This is a genomic window from Leptospira limi (genome assembly GCF_026151395.1).
GTDB lineage: Bacteria > Spirochaetota > Leptospiria > Leptospirales > Leptospiraceae > Leptospira_A > Leptospira_A limi.
This window is the reverse complement of the sequence record NZ_JAMQPV010000001.1, coordinates 1,077,388-1,094,537: the sequence shown is the minus strand read 5'-3', so window position 1 is coordinate 1,094,537 and position 17,150 is coordinate 1,077,388. Positions and strand designations below refer to the sequence as shown.

At 37.6% G+C, this 17,150-nt stretch carries 15 protein-coding genes; 5 read left to right on the top strand and 10 right to left on the bottom strand.

Features of this window, described 5'->3' with window-relative positions:
• Positions 1 to 158: 158 nt before the first annotated feature.
• The 4 genes from ND812_RS05150 to ND812_RS05135 are packed head-to-tail and all read right to left on the bottom strand — an operon-like array spanning position 159 to position 2,945.
• A complete protein-coding gene (locus ND812_RS05150) occupies positions 159 to 1,229 on the bottom strand; it encodes a mannose-1-phosphate guanylyltransferase (protein WP_265374560.1) in 1,071 nt (356 codons plus the stop codon).
• A gap of 52 nt (positions 1,230 to 1,281) precedes the next feature.
• On the bottom strand, positions 1,282 to 1,533 hold the full coding sequence (gene hfq, locus ND812_RS05145) for an RNA chaperone Hfq (protein ID WP_015676555.1): 252 nt from the start codon (positions 1,531 to 1,533) through the stop codon (positions 1,282 to 1,284).
• 21 nt (positions 1,534 to 1,554) lie between these two features.
• On the bottom strand, positions 1,555 to 2,445 hold the full coding sequence (miaA, locus tag ND812_RS05140) for a tRNA (adenosine(37)-N6)-dimethylallyltransferase MiaA (RefSeq protein ID WP_265358861.1): 891 nt from the start codon (positions 2,443 to 2,445) through the stop codon (positions 1,555 to 1,557).
• Positions 2,442 to 2,945 carry an FYDLN acid domain-containing protein gene (locus ND812_RS05135; protein ID WP_265374559.1) on the bottom strand — a complete coding sequence of 168 codons (504 nt, stop codon included), beginning with the start codon at positions 2,943 to 2,945 and terminating at the stop codon, positions 2,442 to 2,444. The genes miaA and ND812_RS05135 overlap by 4 nt, the downstream gene beginning before the upstream one ends.
• A gap of 104 nt (positions 2,946 to 3,049) precedes the next feature.
• Between ND812_RS05135 and ND812_RS05130 the strand changes: the two genes are divergently transcribed.
• A complete protein-coding gene (locus ND812_RS05130) occupies positions 3,050 to 3,829 on the top strand; it encodes a pyridoxine 5'-phosphate synthase (protein WP_265374558.1) in 780 nt (259 codons plus the stop codon).
• On the opposite strand, the gene ND812_RS05125 is transcribed toward ND812_RS05130, so the two are convergent.
• A complete protein-coding gene (locus tag ND812_RS05125; protein ID WP_265374557.1) occupies positions 3,798 to 4,823 on the bottom strand; it encodes a tetratricopeptide repeat protein in 1,026 nt (341 codons plus the stop codon). The two genes, ND812_RS05130 and ND812_RS05125, sit on opposite strands and share 32 nt — an antisense overlap.
• Positions 4,824 to 4,914: 91 nt before the next feature.
• Between ND812_RS05125 and ND812_RS05120 the strand changes: the two genes are divergently transcribed.
• Complete coding sequence (locus ND812_RS05120; protein WP_265358865.1) at positions 4,915 to 6,756, top strand: S41 family peptidase; 1,842 nt, start codon at positions 4,915 to 4,917, stop codon at positions 6,754 to 6,756.
• 55 nt (positions 6,757 to 6,811) lie between these two features.
• Complete coding sequence (gene nadB / locus ND812_RS05115; protein ID WP_265374556.1) at positions 6,812 to 8,413, top strand: L-aspartate oxidase; 1,602 nt, start codon at positions 6,812 to 6,814, stop codon at positions 8,411 to 8,413.
• A gap of 137 nt (positions 8,414 to 8,550) precedes the next feature.
• On the opposite strand, the gene ND812_RS05110 is transcribed toward nadB, so the two are convergent.
• Positions 8,551 to 8,766 carry a hypothetical protein gene (locus ND812_RS05110; RefSeq protein WP_265374555.1) on the bottom strand — a complete coding sequence of 72 codons (216 nt, stop codon included), beginning with the start codon at positions 8,764 to 8,766 and terminating at the stop codon, positions 8,551 to 8,553.
• A gap of 286 nt (positions 8,767 to 9,052) precedes the next feature.
• On the opposite strand from ND812_RS05110, the gene ND812_RS05105 reads away from it, so the two are divergent.
• On the top strand, positions 9,053 to 10,147 hold the full coding sequence (locus ND812_RS05105) for a tyrosine-type recombinase/integrase (RefSeq protein WP_265374554.1): 1,095 nt from the start codon (positions 9,053 to 9,055) through the stop codon (positions 10,145 to 10,147).
• 162 nt (positions 10,148 to 10,309) lie between these two features.
• Positions 10,310 to 11,203: a hypothetical protein gene (locus ND812_RS05100; protein WP_265374553.1), complete on the top strand. Its 894-nt coding sequence runs from the start codon at positions 10,310 to 10,312 to the stop codon at positions 11,201 to 11,203.
• Positions 11,204 to 11,381: 178 nt separating this feature from the next.
• Here the strand turns inward: ND812_RS05100 and ND812_RS05095 are convergent, their stop codons facing one another.
• From ND812_RS05095 to ND812_RS05075, 4 genes are all read right to left on the bottom strand, one after another.
• A complete protein-coding gene (locus tag ND812_RS05095) occupies positions 11,382 to 11,678 on the bottom strand; it encodes a DUF805 domain-containing protein (protein ID WP_100718502.1) in 297 nt (98 codons plus the stop codon).
• A gap of 103 nt (positions 11,679 to 11,781) precedes the next feature.
• Positions 11,782 to 13,926 (bottom strand): ABC transporter substrate-binding protein, encoded by a 2,145-nt coding sequence (locus tag ND812_RS18390; RefSeq protein ID WP_322113642.1) that lies wholly within the window; start codon positions 13,924 to 13,926, stop codon positions 11,782 to 11,784.
• 281 nt (positions 13,927 to 14,207) lie between these two features.
• Positions 14,208 to 14,837, bottom strand: a complete 630-nt coding sequence (locus ND812_RS05080) for a DUF2306 domain-containing protein (protein WP_265374552.1) — start codon at positions 14,835 to 14,837, stop codon at positions 14,208 to 14,210.
• 192 nt (positions 14,838 to 15,029) lie between these two features.
• Positions 15,030 to 17,078, bottom strand: coding sequence for a methyl-accepting chemotaxis protein (locus ND812_RS05075; protein ID WP_265374551.1), 2,049 nt, complete (start codon positions 17,076 to 17,078; stop codon positions 15,030 to 15,032).
• Positions 17,079 to 17,150: the final 72 nt, after the last annotated feature.

Sequence of the window (17,150 nt, the reverse complement as noted above, 5' to 3'; positions counted from 1 at the left end):
GAGGAAACATTAAGTCACTGAAGAAAGATTATTTCTTCTTTTTGTGTCTGTTGGCTCTGCGTTTTTTCTTACGTTTGTGGGTTGCGATTTTTCTACGCTTTCTCTTTTTTCCGGAAGGCATTCCTTCCTCCTTATATCAAGCCTGTTCTGTCAAATTTCTAGTCGAGGTACTTTTGTAAAACTTTATTTTTCCTCATATTGGATAACATCGCTTTGATATCACCCACACCTTCACGTGAAGTGATGAGGAGTACATCTGGTTCTTCCACAACGATCAGGTTCTTCACACCAAGAAATGTGATGAGCTCTTTTTGAACGGAAGAAATATTCCCTGATGCTTTGTGGTAATGAACTTCTTTTCCTTGGTGGTGGTTTTTCTCTTTGTCCCCTGGCAAAATGCGTTCGAGGGACATCCAAGATCCAACATCATCCCAATTGAAAGTAGCTTCCACCATACGGATACGATTGGATTTTTCCATGATCGCAGTGTCGATGGCTTCGGAAGGTAACATCTGGAATGCAGTTTTTAAATCCCCAAAGTTCTTAAATGGAAACCCGTTTTTTAAAGGACCTAGGATATGAGGGGCATGGCGTTCCAGTTCCGACAGAATGGTTTCCGTTCGGAAAAGAAAGATCCCCGGATTCCAATAAAAATTCTTTTTTTTGATGTATTTGAGTGCGGTTTTGAAATCAGGTTTTTCAAAAAATGCCTTTACCGTGTAACCTACATCAGTTGGTTTCCCTGTGCTAATGTATCCATAGCCAACTTCAGGTCGGTTTGGTTTTACCCCAAGTAAAACCATTCCATTTTCCGTTTCGAACAAGGCTTGTTCGATGGTTTTTGTAAACTCTTTGACAGGATCAATAAACGCATCTGCGGAGAGAACGATAAGGTTGGGATTTCCGTATTTTTTTTGGAAGTAAAGTGCAGAAAGGGCAATGATAGGTGCTGTGTTTTTTCCCTCTGGTTCGATGATAAAATTTCCAGATGGGAATTTAGGATCTTTTTTGAGAATTTCGGCCTTCAGAGTTGCATTGGTACCAATGTAAATACGATCCAATGAAGTGATGGTTAGGGCTCTGTCGATTGTCTCTTTGAGAAGGGTTTTGTTAGAATAAACTTTCTGGAGCTGTTTCGGGGAATTGGTGCGGGAACGAGGCCAAAACCTCTCCCCTTTCCCTCCTGCCATAATCAAAACAACAGGGGTTTCTTTTGGTAATTTTGCCATAGGGTTTGGAACCAGAATTTAGAAAGGGAAAGAGAGGAAAACTAGAAAAGAGTTATGCCCCACCTGCTTCTTTCGGAGTTTCCTCGCTGTGAAGTTTGATCGGTTTTGCAGGAATGATGGTCGAAATGGCATGTTTGTATACCAAATTCTGTTTGTTTTCATTTTCTAGAATGATGGTGAAATTGTCAAAACTGACAACTTTTCCTTTTAAAGGAACTCCATTTAACAAGTAGATGGTGAGATCAATTTTCTCTTTTCTTGCTGTGTTTAAAAGTTGGTCTTGGATGTTATTTTTTGCCGACATTGGAAATCCCGAGTGTTCTCTCTATCTTTGTTCTATATTTGTATACAATTGGACAGCGGCATCAAAAGAAATGGGCGAAAGGAATGATTCTTTTTTGAACCAAGTAATTTGCCTTTTTGCATAATTTCTGTGACTTTGCGCCAACTGTTCAATGAATGTATTAATGTCTATCGTTCCATTTAAGAATGCAAGCGCAAAATTGTAACCCAAGGTTCGTAACCCAGGACAGTTTGGTCCGTACTTCGAAATCACTTCTTTCGTTTCCTCTAACATACCACTAACGATCTGATTCACTCGGGCATTGATGCGTTTGTAGAGAATGTCACGTGGCCAATCCAACCAGTGCCCAATCATTTTCACTTCTGGATGGTCTTGTAAATATCCGCCTACAGTTTGTTTTGATACCTCTGACCACAAAACTCCTGTGAGTACAACTTCCAAAGCACGTTTGATGCGGTATCCATCTTGCATAGACAGACTTTCCATTGCTCTCGGGTCTTTTGTTTGGAGCATCATCCTTGCTTCTTCTAATGGAAGTTCCAAAACATAATCTTTGGTATCTTTTGGTACATTTGGTACGGGAAACATCCCTAATAGAAATGCGCGGAGATAAAATCCTGTCCCACCAATCAGAATGGGAATTTTCCCTCTGCCTTGGATATCGGAAATGGCTTCTCTTGCCAGCAGGGAGAACTGATTGGCATTGATGGATTCGTTTGCATTCAGAAAACCAACAAGCCAGTGACGGATATGGGAAAATTCTTCGGGAGTGGGTGCCGTTGTGCCTACCGGTAAATCCCGGTAGACTTGGCGAGAGTCAAAAGAAACAATTTCGAAACGTTTTGGGTCGAGGGCTTGGGTAAGCGAGGTTTTTCCGGAACCGGTAGGTCCACCAAGGATGGGAAGGATCACTCCTCTTCCTCGGCAACGACCTCCTCTTCTTCGGTCTCTTCCAATTCCTCAGTTTCTTCTAAGAGTTCATCATCTTCAATAACTGGTTCTTCCTCTTCTTCCACTTCATATTCCGAACTGCGAATGGCAGCCATACGAGATTTGATCGCTGGTTTTGCCAACTGGTCAGCTCCGCATTTCGGACATTTTTTTTCAGGTTTGTTCAAATCATAAAACTTCGTTCCACAGGAGTAACAGTTAAACTTCTTTCCGAGTGGGTTGTTCGGATCAATTTTCACAGCAGGGGCTTTGGCTTGTGGGGCCGGTTTGTCCTTTTGTGCTGTGGCTGTTTTAGGCGCAGGTACAACCTTCGCCTTCGTAGCCGGGGATTTAGACCCAGTTACGGCCTTTTTTTTGTCTTCCTTCGGGGAAGAGGACTTGGCGTCCTTACTTGGTTTTTCTTTGGCAACCGCTTTCTTTTTGGGCGGTGCTTGTTTCTTTGCTGCTTTTTTTGCGACCATAAACGTACTTTTGACAGTTTTGGAAATCCCTTCTCTGGGACAACCTTTTTGAAATTGGACGGTTTTCTCCTGGATGAAAATTAAAGGAAAGTTTTTTTTTTCCTATGACCCAATTAAGTGTCAATGTCAACAAGATCGCCACTCTCCGCAATTCTCGGGGAGGATCCATTCCAAATGTTCTGAAATTGTCAGAAATCATATTAGATTCTGGTGCCCACGGGATTACAGTTCACCCTCGATCTGATGAAAGGCATATCACCAAACAAGATGTATTCGAATTAAAGGAATTTTTAGAATCTTACAACGAAAAAATTACTAAATTAGGAATTTCTAAAAAAGAATACAATATTGAGGGCGAACCAAGTGAACGTTTTTTGGAGCTGGTCCTTGAAGCAAAACCAGACCAAGCCACTCTTGTTCCCGTGAAACCAGGCGAAATCACATCGGACCATGGATTTGATTTCAGGGATCCGAATACTTTTATGACGCTAAAACCGATCGTAGAAGCATTCCGAAAAGAAGGAATCCGAGTGTCTCTTTTTATGGAGACTGATTTTACATTTTATAACCAAGTCACTCTACTCGGTGCCGAACGGATTGAACTTTATACAGGTCCTTTTGCCAACGCATTTGACGCAGATGTACAAAAAGGCATTCAAATTTTTGAATCCTATAAACAGGCTGCGATAGAAGCAAATAAACTAGGGTTAGGTGTCAATGCTGGACATGACCTTGATACGAAGAATTTACAAGTATTTGCAAAACTTCCTTTCCTTGCAGAAGTTTCGATTGGCCACCGTCTTATGGCCCAAAGTTTGGTAGATGGATTAGGGAATACGGTACAAGAATATCTTAAAGTTCTTTCGCAAGGAAACGAATCTTAACGTAACTCGGGTCTTGTTCGAGTAATAATTTTGCTGCTCGCTCTAAGGCGGTTGCCATCATCGCTTCCGACTTACCTTTTGTTTTGGAGAGACGTACTTCGGAAATAAATTGTTTAAAGGCTTCTTTTGCCTGGGTTTCATTCCCTGAAAGAGAAGCAAGTTTTACCTTACGCCATGCCTCTGTCATTGGAGAGGGGTGAATGGACCCAGAAACGAGCGAAGGACTCACTTCTGAATTCGAAGAGACAGTTGCAGAAACTGCACCTTGTGTTCCACCCACCATTACCTTTCCCAATTCTCCTCGGTGGTAAGAGGAAGTATCCCAAATTTTGGTAAATGGATCCGACTTCATCTGGTCCGCATACAACCGTTCCTTATAGGATACATTTGGATTTCGGATTTGTTTTTGGAGAGAAATTTGTTCGTTAGGTTCTAATTTTTGGAAACAAGTCGAAAAACTACCACGTTTTAAGGATTCCTTGGTGAATACACCTCGTTCGATCAAAAATTGAAAGGTGGAAATGTTTGGGGATTTTTCCTCTTTGCATTGTTTATCCAATTCAGAAAGCGAAGCGAGCACTTCCCCATCATACGAATGAGCTTTTAAATCCGCTAGGTTTCCCGATTTTTCGGCGGATAAACGTAACATGTTTTTGTAAAGAGTGTCATTGGGATTTTTTTCTAAAGCTTTTCGAAAACCGGCATAACTTTCATTGTAATTCCCACGTTGGAATTCCAAAAGTCCCCACATGTAACATAAATAACCATCGTCAGTATCTTTTGTTCGACAAACATATCTTAGCCGAGACATTGCATCTTCTTTTGCCGATGGATTTTCCCAAACATCGAGTAATATCTCTTCCAAAAAAAGAAGGGTTTCCAAACTATATGGATCACGATTTGGGTTCTTTTCTGGCTCGGAGGAACAAAACCAGAGAGAAAGGGCAAAAATCAGGACAACGAATGAGCGCATGTCACCGTCTATGTTATGCATGTGTCCTGGATTTGTCCCAATTTTTTTTGTCTTGCCTAGGCTGGAAATTCGGAAATTCTTAGGATAATCTATCCACGAAACGAGAGATCCCTTGAAACGATTTGTTTATCTACTATCCTTTTTCACCCTTCTAAGTTTTGCTTTACCAGTTGGTTTTATTTCCTGCGAACCAGAAGCGAAAAAAGCGCAAAACCGCGAGACCAATTTCACTTATGTCGACTTTGAAACTGTCATTCGAACAGTAGACAAACTGTACATAGACAAACATATCAATGTAAATCGTGCTTATACCGATGCAGCAAGTTTTGCTTTTTTAAGTTTACCCCATCCACTTTACATTTACCCAGAAAGTTATTTCAAAGAGAGAGAGAAATATGATGATAAGGAAGATCTCTGGCCAGGGACTACTTTCAAAATCTCTCCATCTGACAAATTTGTCGTTTTTGATCCTGATTACACCCAAGTGGAAAAAATCCAAAAAGAGAAACGGAAAAAAAATGAAAATCGTAAGTTGTCTGATGCAGAACTCAAAAAACTGATCGAAAAAGAAAAATTAAAAAAATCAGTAATCTCTGCTCGTTGGGAAGAAATTAATTTTTCGAGAAAGGATTTTGATCGGGTTGTCACTTACATCCAAGACAATTTGGATAAATACAAAACTCCAGTATTAAAAGGACTTGTGGAACTTGATGGTGAACTTCCTGACGAAGAGGAAGAAGACAAAAAAGAATTCCGCATGGAACAAGTGTTTGTTGCTGCTGCGAATGGTTATTTAAACTCTCTTGACCCACACTCCAATGTCTTTTTGGAAGAAGTTTGGGAAGAATCCATGTCCAAAATCAGTGATGGATCTTTTGAAGGGATTGGTGCCATCCTTTCTGGTGGTGGAAGTCGTGAAGTCATCGTTGAAAATCCATTGGAAGGAAGTCCTGCACTCAAAGCTGGGATTCGCAGTGGAGACAACATTGTTGCCGTTGATGGTAAACTCATCAAAAACTTATCTCTTGATAAAGTAGTCAAAAAAATCAAAGGACCAAAAGCAACAAAAGTTGTCCTTACCATCTCACGTAAAGGGAATACAGGAAAAATTGATATTGAAGTGATTCGTGATAAAATCACAATCAAAAACGTAACCTATCACTTAGTAAAAGAAAATCCACAAGTTGCTTACATCAAACTCACTGGATTTGTAAAACCTGGAAACGGTGAACCACCGATTGATACACAAATAGCAGAAGCTTTAGCAGAAATGGAAAAAACTGCCAAAGAGAATGGCAAACCTCTAAAGGCAGTGATTTTAGACTTAAGAGGAAACTCAGGTGGATTTTTGGATTTAGCAGTGGATATTGCTGATATGTTCATCGAAAAAGGACTGATCGTTTCGACAAAAACTCCTGGTAGAAGTGATGATGAAAAATATGCAAAAATCAAGGACATCACAAAACTTCCGTTAGCAGTGCTCATGAATTCAAAATCAGCATCTGCTTCTGAAATTGTTGCCAGTGCGATCCAACACCATGGCCGTGGAATTTTACTTGGTGAAAGGACATTTGGAAAAGCAACTGTGCAAACATTAAAAAAATTGGACAACAATCCAAATTACCTTTTGAAAATCACAAATGCTAGGTATTACTCTCCTTCTGGAAAAACCATCCAAGTGGTTGGAGTTTCACCTGACATTGAAGTTTCTGAAGAACCAGATGGAACCTTCCCTTTCCGATACCGAGAAGAGGATATGTGGAATCACTTACCTCTCATTCCACATGAAGGGATTGTGAAATCAAAATTCAATTTGAATGCGATTAAGGATTATGCCAAAAAAAATGGCAAGGCTGATACGTATTTAAAAGAACATGCAAACGATGCAATCAAACCTGATTATATGTTAATTAGAAGTTTGGACTTTATCGAAGGGATGTTGAATGCGAAATAATGATTCTACATTTTAGAATCATTATTTTTGAAACTAATCATTAATTGGATGCAATGTGACTCGAATTAAATCAGATTTTCTGATCATTGGAAGCGGAGTGAGTGGTCTCTTTACCGCATTAAAATTAGCTCCGCTTGGTTCGGTTGTGGTTGTTACCAAAAAAGCAGACTACGAATCGAATACCAACTATGCACAAGGTGGGATTGCATCCGTTTTTGATGATAAGGATAAATTCGAAGAACACATCAAAGACACTTTAGAATCTGGAGCAGGTTTATGTGATCTGGAAGCAGTTCGTGTTTTGGTGGAAGAAGGTCCTACCCGAGTCAAAGAACTATTGGACTTGGGTGTTCCTTTCACAAGAAACCAAACAGGGGAATTGGATTTAGCACGAGAAGGTGGTCATAGCAAAAATAGAATCATCCACTCTCTGGATAGAACAGGAAGTGCCGTCGAACAATCGTTACTTGATCATGTTCACGCCAACCAAAACATACGAATTCTAGAAAACCATGCATGTGTAGATTTAATCACCAAACACCATTTAAAAAATAAAGAAAATTTACCCTTACGATGTTATGGAGCCTACATAGTCGATACAGAGACTGGTGAAGTATTTCCAGTCCTAGCCAAAAAAACAATTTTGGCAACTGGGGGTGCAGGCCAAGTATATTTGCACACAACCAATCCAAACATTGCCACCGGTGATGGTGTAGCTAGTGCATATAGAGCTGGTGCCATTGTCAAAAATATGGAATTTTACCAATTCCATCCTACTTCGCTTTTCCATGAACAAGGGAATAGTTTTTTAATTTCAGAAGCAGTGAGAGGCCATGGAGGCATCTTACGCGAGATAGGTGGCAGACCATTTATGAAAGACTATCATGAAATGGGAGAATTAGCACCTAGAGATATTGTGGCACGAGCCATTGATGATACGATGAAAAAAAGAGGGGAACCACATGTACTCCTTGATATCACTCATCGACCTGCCAATGACATCATAAGCCATTTTCCTTCGATCTATGAACGTTGTAAAAAACTAGGGATTGATATCACAACCGATCCGATTCCAGTTGTTCCTGCCGCCCATTATATGTGTGGTGGAGTTGCCACTGATCTCTTAGGTCGAACAAACATTGCAGATTTATATGCATGTGGTGAGACAACTTGTACTGGTGTCCATGGTGGTAACCGTTTAGCATCCAATAGTTTATTGGAATGTTTGGTATTTTCCCATCGGATTGCAAATGATATCAAATCAGAAGGGAAACTAGAGTATTCCTCTGAAACCGATTTGATTCCAGATTGGAACAAAGAAGGAACCACTAACACGGAAGAATGGGTATTAATTTCCCATGACTTAATCGAAATTAAAACCATCATGAGTAATTATGTTGGAATTGTTAGGTCTGATATGAGATTGGAACGTGCCCTTCGTCGATTAAAACTGATTTCACAAGAAGTAAAAGATTATTACAATCGAACCACAGTTTCTTTGGGATTATTAGAACTTCGTAATTTAGTAAAAGTTGCGGAACTCATTGTCAGATCAGCGTTATTACGAAAGGAAAGCAGGGGCCTACATTTTAGTACGGATTATCCTGAAGACCGAACTCCATCTAGGCAAGATACAATCCTTTCCCATCAATTGTAGCATTCCTGCGCCAGGGACCGAAGCGGAAATCCTTTCTCAAATTGAGAAAGATTGCAGCGTAGGGCCCGGTCCATTTTTGTATTTTGTTCTTTGATTGAATTGATTGGAGGCGCCCAAATAACTAGCGTTATCTGAAACTAACCCCTTAAACCTAAAATTGTGTACACAATTCCTAAAACGACTGGTAAGATGGAATAACTAAAAACATGGATGAAGTATCCTCTTTTTTCGCCCCATTTTTGTTTCATTGGTTCTAGTTTCCAAAAAAATCCTGGTTTGTAGAGACGTAAAATATAGGTAGTGATTCCATAAAGGATAAAAAAGATTCCTAATCCGACTGTGACTAAATTCATATAACTCCCAAAGATTTCAGTTTGTGTTATAGCATGAACTTTCCAAGAAAAAAAAATCCTTAAATTGATTTTCGTTTGTCCGTTGGCCTTGCTCGTGATAGAGGGAACGTATTGGGTGGCGGGTCTAGAACCCCACCCTAATCAGGGCGGGGATATTAGATTCTCCCCCCCAAGCCCTTTCCAATCACCAACATTTTCCTCTCATCCTGAAAAAAGCGAAGGAATCTCAGGACCAAAACTGTTAGCCCCCACCTATTCTATTGAATCAAACTAAGTTAGGTGTTTTATGATCAAACTCAAATACAAATCAATTGATAAACGATTCCATTTATATTTTCCGTATTCGGAATTGTATATCAAAATCGCAAAATCAATTCCAAAGGCAATTTACCACCCTGAAGATAAAAGTTGGTCCTATCCTAATGATGTTATTTCCATTAAACGCGTGTTACTTGATTTTTCAAATTTCGATATTCGGTATTTAGCAAATGAGATTCCTAAACAATGTGGGATTTTGGAAGATTTTTTCCGTTCGGCGAGGGAAAGGAATTTTTCATTTTTCACCACCAAAACATATTATTCACATCTATACAGGCTGTTGCTTTTCACAGAAAAATTGCCTATGAATATTGTTTCGAGGGATATTGAAAACTATTTGGACTTCCAAGTAAAAGAAAAATCATTACGTTCTGCTTCAATCCGAAGTGCAAGGCAAGCATTCATTTTCTATTTTCGGGAAGTCCGTAAGCAGATGAAAAATCTCAAATTCCCAAAAATGAAAACTGATACCAAATTACCTGAAGTATTATCGGCGGAAGAAACAAGAGCGATATTCAATGCACTTCCGAATTTAAAACATAAAATATTACTTCTAATTAGTTACTCAGCAGGATTGCGCGTTGGAGAAGTGATTCATTTACAATTAAAAGATATCGATTTGGAACGCAACATGATCCGAATCACCCAAGGAAAAGGCAAAAAAGATAGATACACAATTCTTGCCAATTCCCTCATACTCGAACTCAAAGAATACTTACAAGTGAGAGAATACAATTTACTCTTAAAATATAGTTTTAATGAGGTAAAAAACATAACTTGGTTATTTCCAGGAGCAGGAAAAAAACCTCTTCACATCAGAACTGCTGAATCCATTTTCAACCAAGCGGCCGCTAAAGCAAAGATTACAAAAAAAGTCACCTTTCATAGTTTGCGGCATGCATTTGCGACACATTTGTTGGAACTCGGAACGGATCTAAGAATGATCCAAACTCTACTCGGACACTCAAGTGTCCGAACCACACAAATTTACACCAAAGTTGCTAGGAGTCGATTGGAAAATATCAAAAGCCCTCTTGACCAAATGACAAAACCAAAAACTTAAAAAAAACTCAATTTTTTCCTCCTACAGCATAACTTCATCCATACATCCATCCCTTCCATCTTTTGCTTTTAAAATCGAAATTCAGTTCCAGGATTTCATTGACGAATCTCAAACTCTCCTATAAAATCGAACCCTGATTCAGTTACTAAAACGGAACACACAATGAAACAACTTCCCTCTCTAGTTCTACTTACATTTTTTTTATCCCATGTTTTTTTACAGGCACAAGTAAAACCTCAATTGGAAAATGAATGGGCAGTCGCAAAAAATTTAGGTCCTATCATTGATGGAACATCAGTTCGCTGGAGTTTTTTAGCGATGGTAAAAACTGATGAAATCAATTCAGTTCGTGGTTTTGAAAGGAATGGAGAAGACAAAAAGGAATACTTTATCCAAGACAAAAACATAGAAAAAGGAAAATTATACATTGAGAGTAATGCGTTAAACGAAGCGGAATACCAATGGATTTTTGAATCTGGAAATACTAGCAAATTTTTTACGATTGAATTGAAAAACAAAGAAGGTGAATTAAAATCCTTACACATACCAATCAATTTTTCCGAACAAAATAAAGAGAACTTACGTTTGGTTTTAGATAAAAATTTTGGAATCAAAAAAGAATTAACCAAAGTTCCTTTCCATCGAAATTTTGACGGAAGAAAATGGGTCATTGGACACTCAGAAAATGATGAGAACATTTCGATGATAGAATTGTTCCCAGGAGGTGTCACAAACCAAAGTTGGAAAGAACTCTATCGTTTTACTTTATTAAAAAAAATCGGCACTTCAAGACGTAATGTTTTTGTGACAGCTGTACAAACAGAGTTGGCAAAAGATTGTAGTGATTTATATTTTAATATTCTCAAAGAAACAGATTCGGAAATTATTTTTGAATGGTCACATGATGGATGTGGTGGATATCCGACAGGTTCCGAAATTAGTAGAATGGTATCAAATGAAGAACAATCATTTATATTTACATTTGCCTCTAACCAATCAAAACATTCTAAAAATCAAAAGGAAATTTATTTAAGTATTCTGGAAAATGAAAAGTAAAGAGTTGATAGGGCGTTCCTATTATATTGAAGCAGATGATGGAAAGAATCAAGGTCGGGCCAATCCGAGGTTCGCTTGCGCTTCCGTCACCTACCATTCCAATGGCAGGTGACCAAGCCCTTCTTGTCCCTAACGCAAAATAAAATTCTATAAGATTGCGTTAAGAAAAACTTTGAGTTTATTTACCTTTTTGTGCCCAAAAGTAAATCAATACCAATAATCCAATCCCTGTAAGGCCAATCAATTGCCACCAGCCACTCATTCCTACGTCATGTAATCTTCTTGCTCCAACACTAATACTTGGTAAAAAAACTGCCAAAGAAAACACCATTCCTAAGATGGGAAGGAACATCTGTAAGATAAAACTAACTACAAATGTAAATGCGACCCAATACCAGAATTCTGGACGTTTTGCATTTCCATTAAAATCGACATATTTTTGAAAGCAAACCTTGATTGCATCTTGGAATGACATAAATTGAACCTACCTAATTGAATTTGAGTATGGTAAAACCAAACTGGCAAAATAGGATTCTCATTCCTAAAAAAGTAAAGTAAAAAAGTGAATCAAATGTAATTTATTCATCAGCTAACAAATAAACGGTGAACCTGGTTTTTCCAACTTCACTTTCGAATTCAATTTTACCGTTCATTTTGTAAGTCACTTTTCGACAAATGTCCAATCCTAATCCAACTCCCTCACCCTTCGATTTCGTTGTAAAAAACGGTTCAAAAATTCGATCTTGGATATTTTTTGGAATCCCACTTCCATAATCTACAAAACTGACTTTGATCCAAGGGCCCTCATCTTCTACAAAAATTTCAATGATACCTTCAAATGAAATTGCATACAGGGCATTGTTCAATAAGTTAACCAAAATTAAATTTAAGTTATCCCGATTGCCTTTGCACTTCCGATTTGATAAAAAATGTTTTTGAACATTTACTCTGTGGTTGATATTATAATAATAAAGAGTTAGAATCGTTTCGATTTCGTTTGTGATATCAATTTTACTTTGATCTGAATTATTAAGATCATCAGAAATTAAGTAATTTTTTAATGATTTTAAAACATGAGATGATTTTTCAGATGCAATCGAAATAATCAAATTTGATCGGTAAACATTTGCGATTTTTGATCCCCACTGTAAAATTTCTTTATGACGAGGATTTTCTAATATCCAATGTAATCTCTCGCCTAGACGAAACGAATCAGATTCCAAAAGTAAATCCAATAATGTATCTTCCTCGTTTCCTTGATAATTGATTTGGTGAGTTTCTAATTTGAATTTTAACTCTTTTTTCAATTCCCTTTCTTTTTTCCCACTGTATAAAACAATTTGTGTCTCAGTATAATGTTTTACCAATGAATCAAAACATTCTTTGACTTCTGTAGATGATTGCTGCAATTGATCTAAAATAGATCCAAATTGATTTAGAAAAAAATCTTCTATCGATTCATTAGAGGAAACGATCGCACCAAGAGGTGTATTCATTTCATGTGCCATTGCTGCGGTAATATTCCCAACTGTAGCCAACTTTTCGGATATTAATAATTTTCCTTCTGCCTCCTTTAACTCCTTCAACTTTAATTCTAAAAATTGATTGGTCGAACCTAATTTGTCATTTATTTCTTTGAGCTCTACTGTTCTTTTGAACACTTCAGATTTTAGATTCTCAGAATATTGTTTATTCCATCGATATCTTTGAACCAACCAAGCGACTAACAAAAAACCGATTGCTGAAACTAATACGGAAACAATCCATACATAATTCCGATTTGGATTTGGATTGTACAAAAATCCATTTAAATTCAAATTCTGAGGAAGCATTCCAAAGTCAGCATAAACTTCTGATATATGTTTCCATCTTCCTTCATACATATATCCCATTTCTACTAAATTTGGTTGAATTAGAGGTTCCATTTGTTCTGCTTCATATAACAATTGTTCCTTTGTCACATTCTCAGAATATTTTTCATAGATGAGATCCACAATTTCCTCTTTGTGTTTCATCGCATAAGTCCAACCGCGAAGGCTTGCTTCTCGAAATCGTTTCACTCGGTCGGGATGGTTTTGAATTTCAATTTGACTTGTGAAAAGATTGTCACCATAAAAATCAATTCCTGATGTCCTTGGTGAATAAATCATCACGGGTATTTTAGATTTTTGGAATTCATACGTTTGTGTGGTGGAATAACCATCTATAACATCTGCTCGTCCTTCAATTAAATCTATGCTTCGAAAACTATGTGGGATTTCTTTGAAATCCTTTAACTCTAATTTTTCTTTCTTAAGATAGGCAAGAATCTCATAGACATGTGGTGTTAACATCAATCGTTTGCCCTTCAAATCTTGAATCCTTTGATAGGGATGTGTTCGTTTGGTAATCAAAACTGCGGGTGAATGTTGAAAGATGACAGCAATGACAACAATTGGTTTTCCAGCGTGCCATTGTAATAATACCTCGTTGGTTCCAACACCATAACGTGCTTCCTTTTCAGAAACAAGTTGGTGGAGTCCCTCCAATCCCTTCGAGCTATGATGAATGTTGACATCCAAACCTACATCTTGGTAGTACCCCTTTTCCAAGGCCGTGTAATAACCAGCAAATTGGAATTGATGATACCATTTTAAATATAGGTCTACCGATTCTTTGGCTTCCATCGGGTGAGAAAATAGGAGCCCTATCAAAACGAAGCAAAATTGGAAGAAGTATTGCATTTTCTTATATTGAATTGAAATAATTCCCACTCTTATTTCTCTACGAAGCTTTTGGTTCACCAAAGCATCTAAGATTCTATCGAGAAGAAAATTCCATGCAAGTGAGAAATGGAAATGTTTTCAAAATCTGATTTGATCTGAATGTAAGAAAAATGATTGATCAATGAAAGGAAACCAGGGTGTCAATCTTCGGATTATTTCAAATATTTAGATTTGCAATTCTTATGGAATGTTCGTTGCCTCCGATGGATTCCCAAGATCAAATTTAGAATTTATGAGAATTATTTTTTTCGAATCAACCACTCGGCAAATAAAAAGTTAATAAGCCATCCTGCTGCCATCATCAAATCTCTTGGAATCCCTGATGGTTCGCCTCCCACGAAAACAAACCAAGGAAGATGTGTGAATACTTGTGTGCCAGCACCTAATCCAATCGCATAACCTCGGATCATCCAATGGCTATGAGTGCGGAATTGTTTTGCCATAGCAAAAACAAAACCAAGTATGATGCAGGCCAACATCCAGACTCCGATCACCATTCGAATTCCAAATAACCAATCTCCATCAGTTGGAACTCTTGGGTACACCCAGGTTAACCAAAGCCCAGTACCCGCCGTGAGAAGTCCTAAAACTACAAGGATCCTTCCAGAAATTCGGTGCCAACGAAGGTGACGGCTTCGAAATCCAGGGGCAAATTGGAATGACCCTAAAATACTATACAATAAAACAGCTATGATATGTAGGATTACTGGAATTGGGTCATTAAAAAATCGTTGGTTTTCTACCGTATAACCAGAGCCAGTTGTTAGTTGGAAAATTCGAACTAGTCCCGCGATGCTCGGAACCAAACTAAGAAATAATAAAAAACCAATTATCCTATAGTCTTTTTTTGTAGTGGTATTCGTGGGCATATAGATTCATTACTGAAATTAATTTCTGTAACGGCAAGAAGGAATTCACATCTTAGAAATAAATAATTTCACATCCTTCTTTCCTCTTTTAAATCAAATGAGACAATGTAACGAATGTCTGTCGAGTCTCCTATACAGATAGTAACAGATTGTATCCATCATAGTTAAATATATAGAGGTTCCTATAGATTCTCAATCAACACTCGTTTCAAACGAATTGGCAATCGTTGCAATCGTTTTTGCCACACTACTAATCGTGACACTCACTCGGTTTAGATCTTCCGAACTTTGAGCAAGTTCTTGGGCACTACCTGAAAGAGAATTCACACTGACTACCATATCTTCCGAAGTTCGTTTTTGTTCTTGGCAAGAGGTTTCGATTGATTCTGCCAAAGATTGTAGTTCTTTAAGTTCGTCAGATACATTGGTTAAACTATTGGATTGAGATGAGATTTCACCCTTTAGTTTTTCAACACCTGTTTGAATCCGATTGGATTGGCCAACAATCTCATTCAGAACTTTTACTGTATCATTCACATGATTCACACCAATGTTGACTGCTGAATCACTCTTTGCAATTAATGTCATAATATTTTTTACAGAAGTTCTTGTTTTATCGGCAAGTTTTGAGATCTCTTCCGCTACTACAGCAAAACCTCTTCCCGCATCACCTGCTCGGGCCGCTTCGATACTGGCATTGAGTGCCAGTAAATTTGTTTGTTCAGAGATATCCGTGATCAAATCCACGATCCCAGAAATTTCTTTTGTTACCAATCGGATCTCTTCCATTGAATTATCCGTACTTCGGATCGATAAATTTCCATTATCCGCTAATTGAGTTGATGCAACAGCTTCAATCGATAACTGGTTGAGTTCCTTTTCAATATTCACGATGGAATATTCAATATTTCGAATTTCTTCTGCAATTTTAGCAATGTTTTTGGTTTCGTCTGAAATGGAACCAAACATTACTTCGAAAGAGGATGATAATTCTTCTAAGGAAGCGGCAGCCTCTTCTGAAGTGGAAGCGAGTCCAGATGCATTATCAGATACCGATAGAGCATCATGTTTTAATTGGTCAGAACTTTTTTCAACTTGGTTCACTGAATGTTTCAGTTGCACAATGATATCATGTAATTGGTTTACAAAACGATTGATGGAACCTGAAATTTCTCCAATTTCATTTTCACCAAACGAAGGTAGTTTTTTTGTGAGATCGGCATCACCACTCGATAATTCCTCGACTTTCATTAAAACAGTTTTTAATGGAAGGTTGATACTTTTAAAGATGAGAAAAATCAAAAGTATGGAAACACTCAGAGCCAATACTAGAATGAGGATATTGACCAAGCGGTGGAATTTTTGTTCTGACAAACGATCTTTTATCAGGTTTTCAAAAACTAAAATGGAAAAATTTTGAATTTCCGATCCTAAAAATGTTCCTTTATGAATGATATTGAATAATTCATCGGATGAATCCGGTTTGTTCACTTCAGTTATCAATATTTTTTTCAATTCATCAACATAGGCATTACAAGCTTGGTTTGTTTGGTCTATGTTCTTTTGCATCTCTCCTTGATTGGTTGGCGCATTCTCCATTGTTTTTTTATAAGAACTTGTTATATTGATACAAATGTTCTCAATCGCATTGATTGATATGATCGATTTTGTATAACTGATATTCGAAAAAGTTTTTCGTTTTCGATTTTCTCCTAGATATTCATCCCGAATTAATTCTTTGAGTTGTCCGACGTGTTTCCATAACATGGGAATTTGGAACAGAATGATATCCATTTGGTAATAAGATTCCAGTTTAGGATCCAATATTAAATTGGAATGGTCTCCAATCTTAACTGCCAACTCTTGTGTATCTTCCAAAAAATTGCGAGTTGTTTCTTGGTCAAATCGTTCGTAAGTTAAATACGTATTCCATTTTTGAATTTGTTTTGAATCTTCAGAAAGGATTCCTGATTTGAGAATGGTTGCTTTCCCTTCTTCAATCATAGGTTTTAAATCATCTACATTCTCATTCCCAATTTTGAATTTCGGTAATGCAACTTTAAATGCAAAATAAACAGGTTTGATGATCTCGATACCTTTCTGTTCTTTCACAGAGAAATCAATTTCCTTGTTTTGCGATTGAATGTACAAAACGAGCACAATCAATAAAAACAATAGGACAGGAAGAGGCAAAAGGATCAGTCTGAGTCGAATGGATATATTGGAAAAATAAAAATGCATACGAGTGATTTCCCTCTTTCAGTAGTATGCAGTTTATTACCTGTAGAGAATTAGAAAATAAAATAATATCGA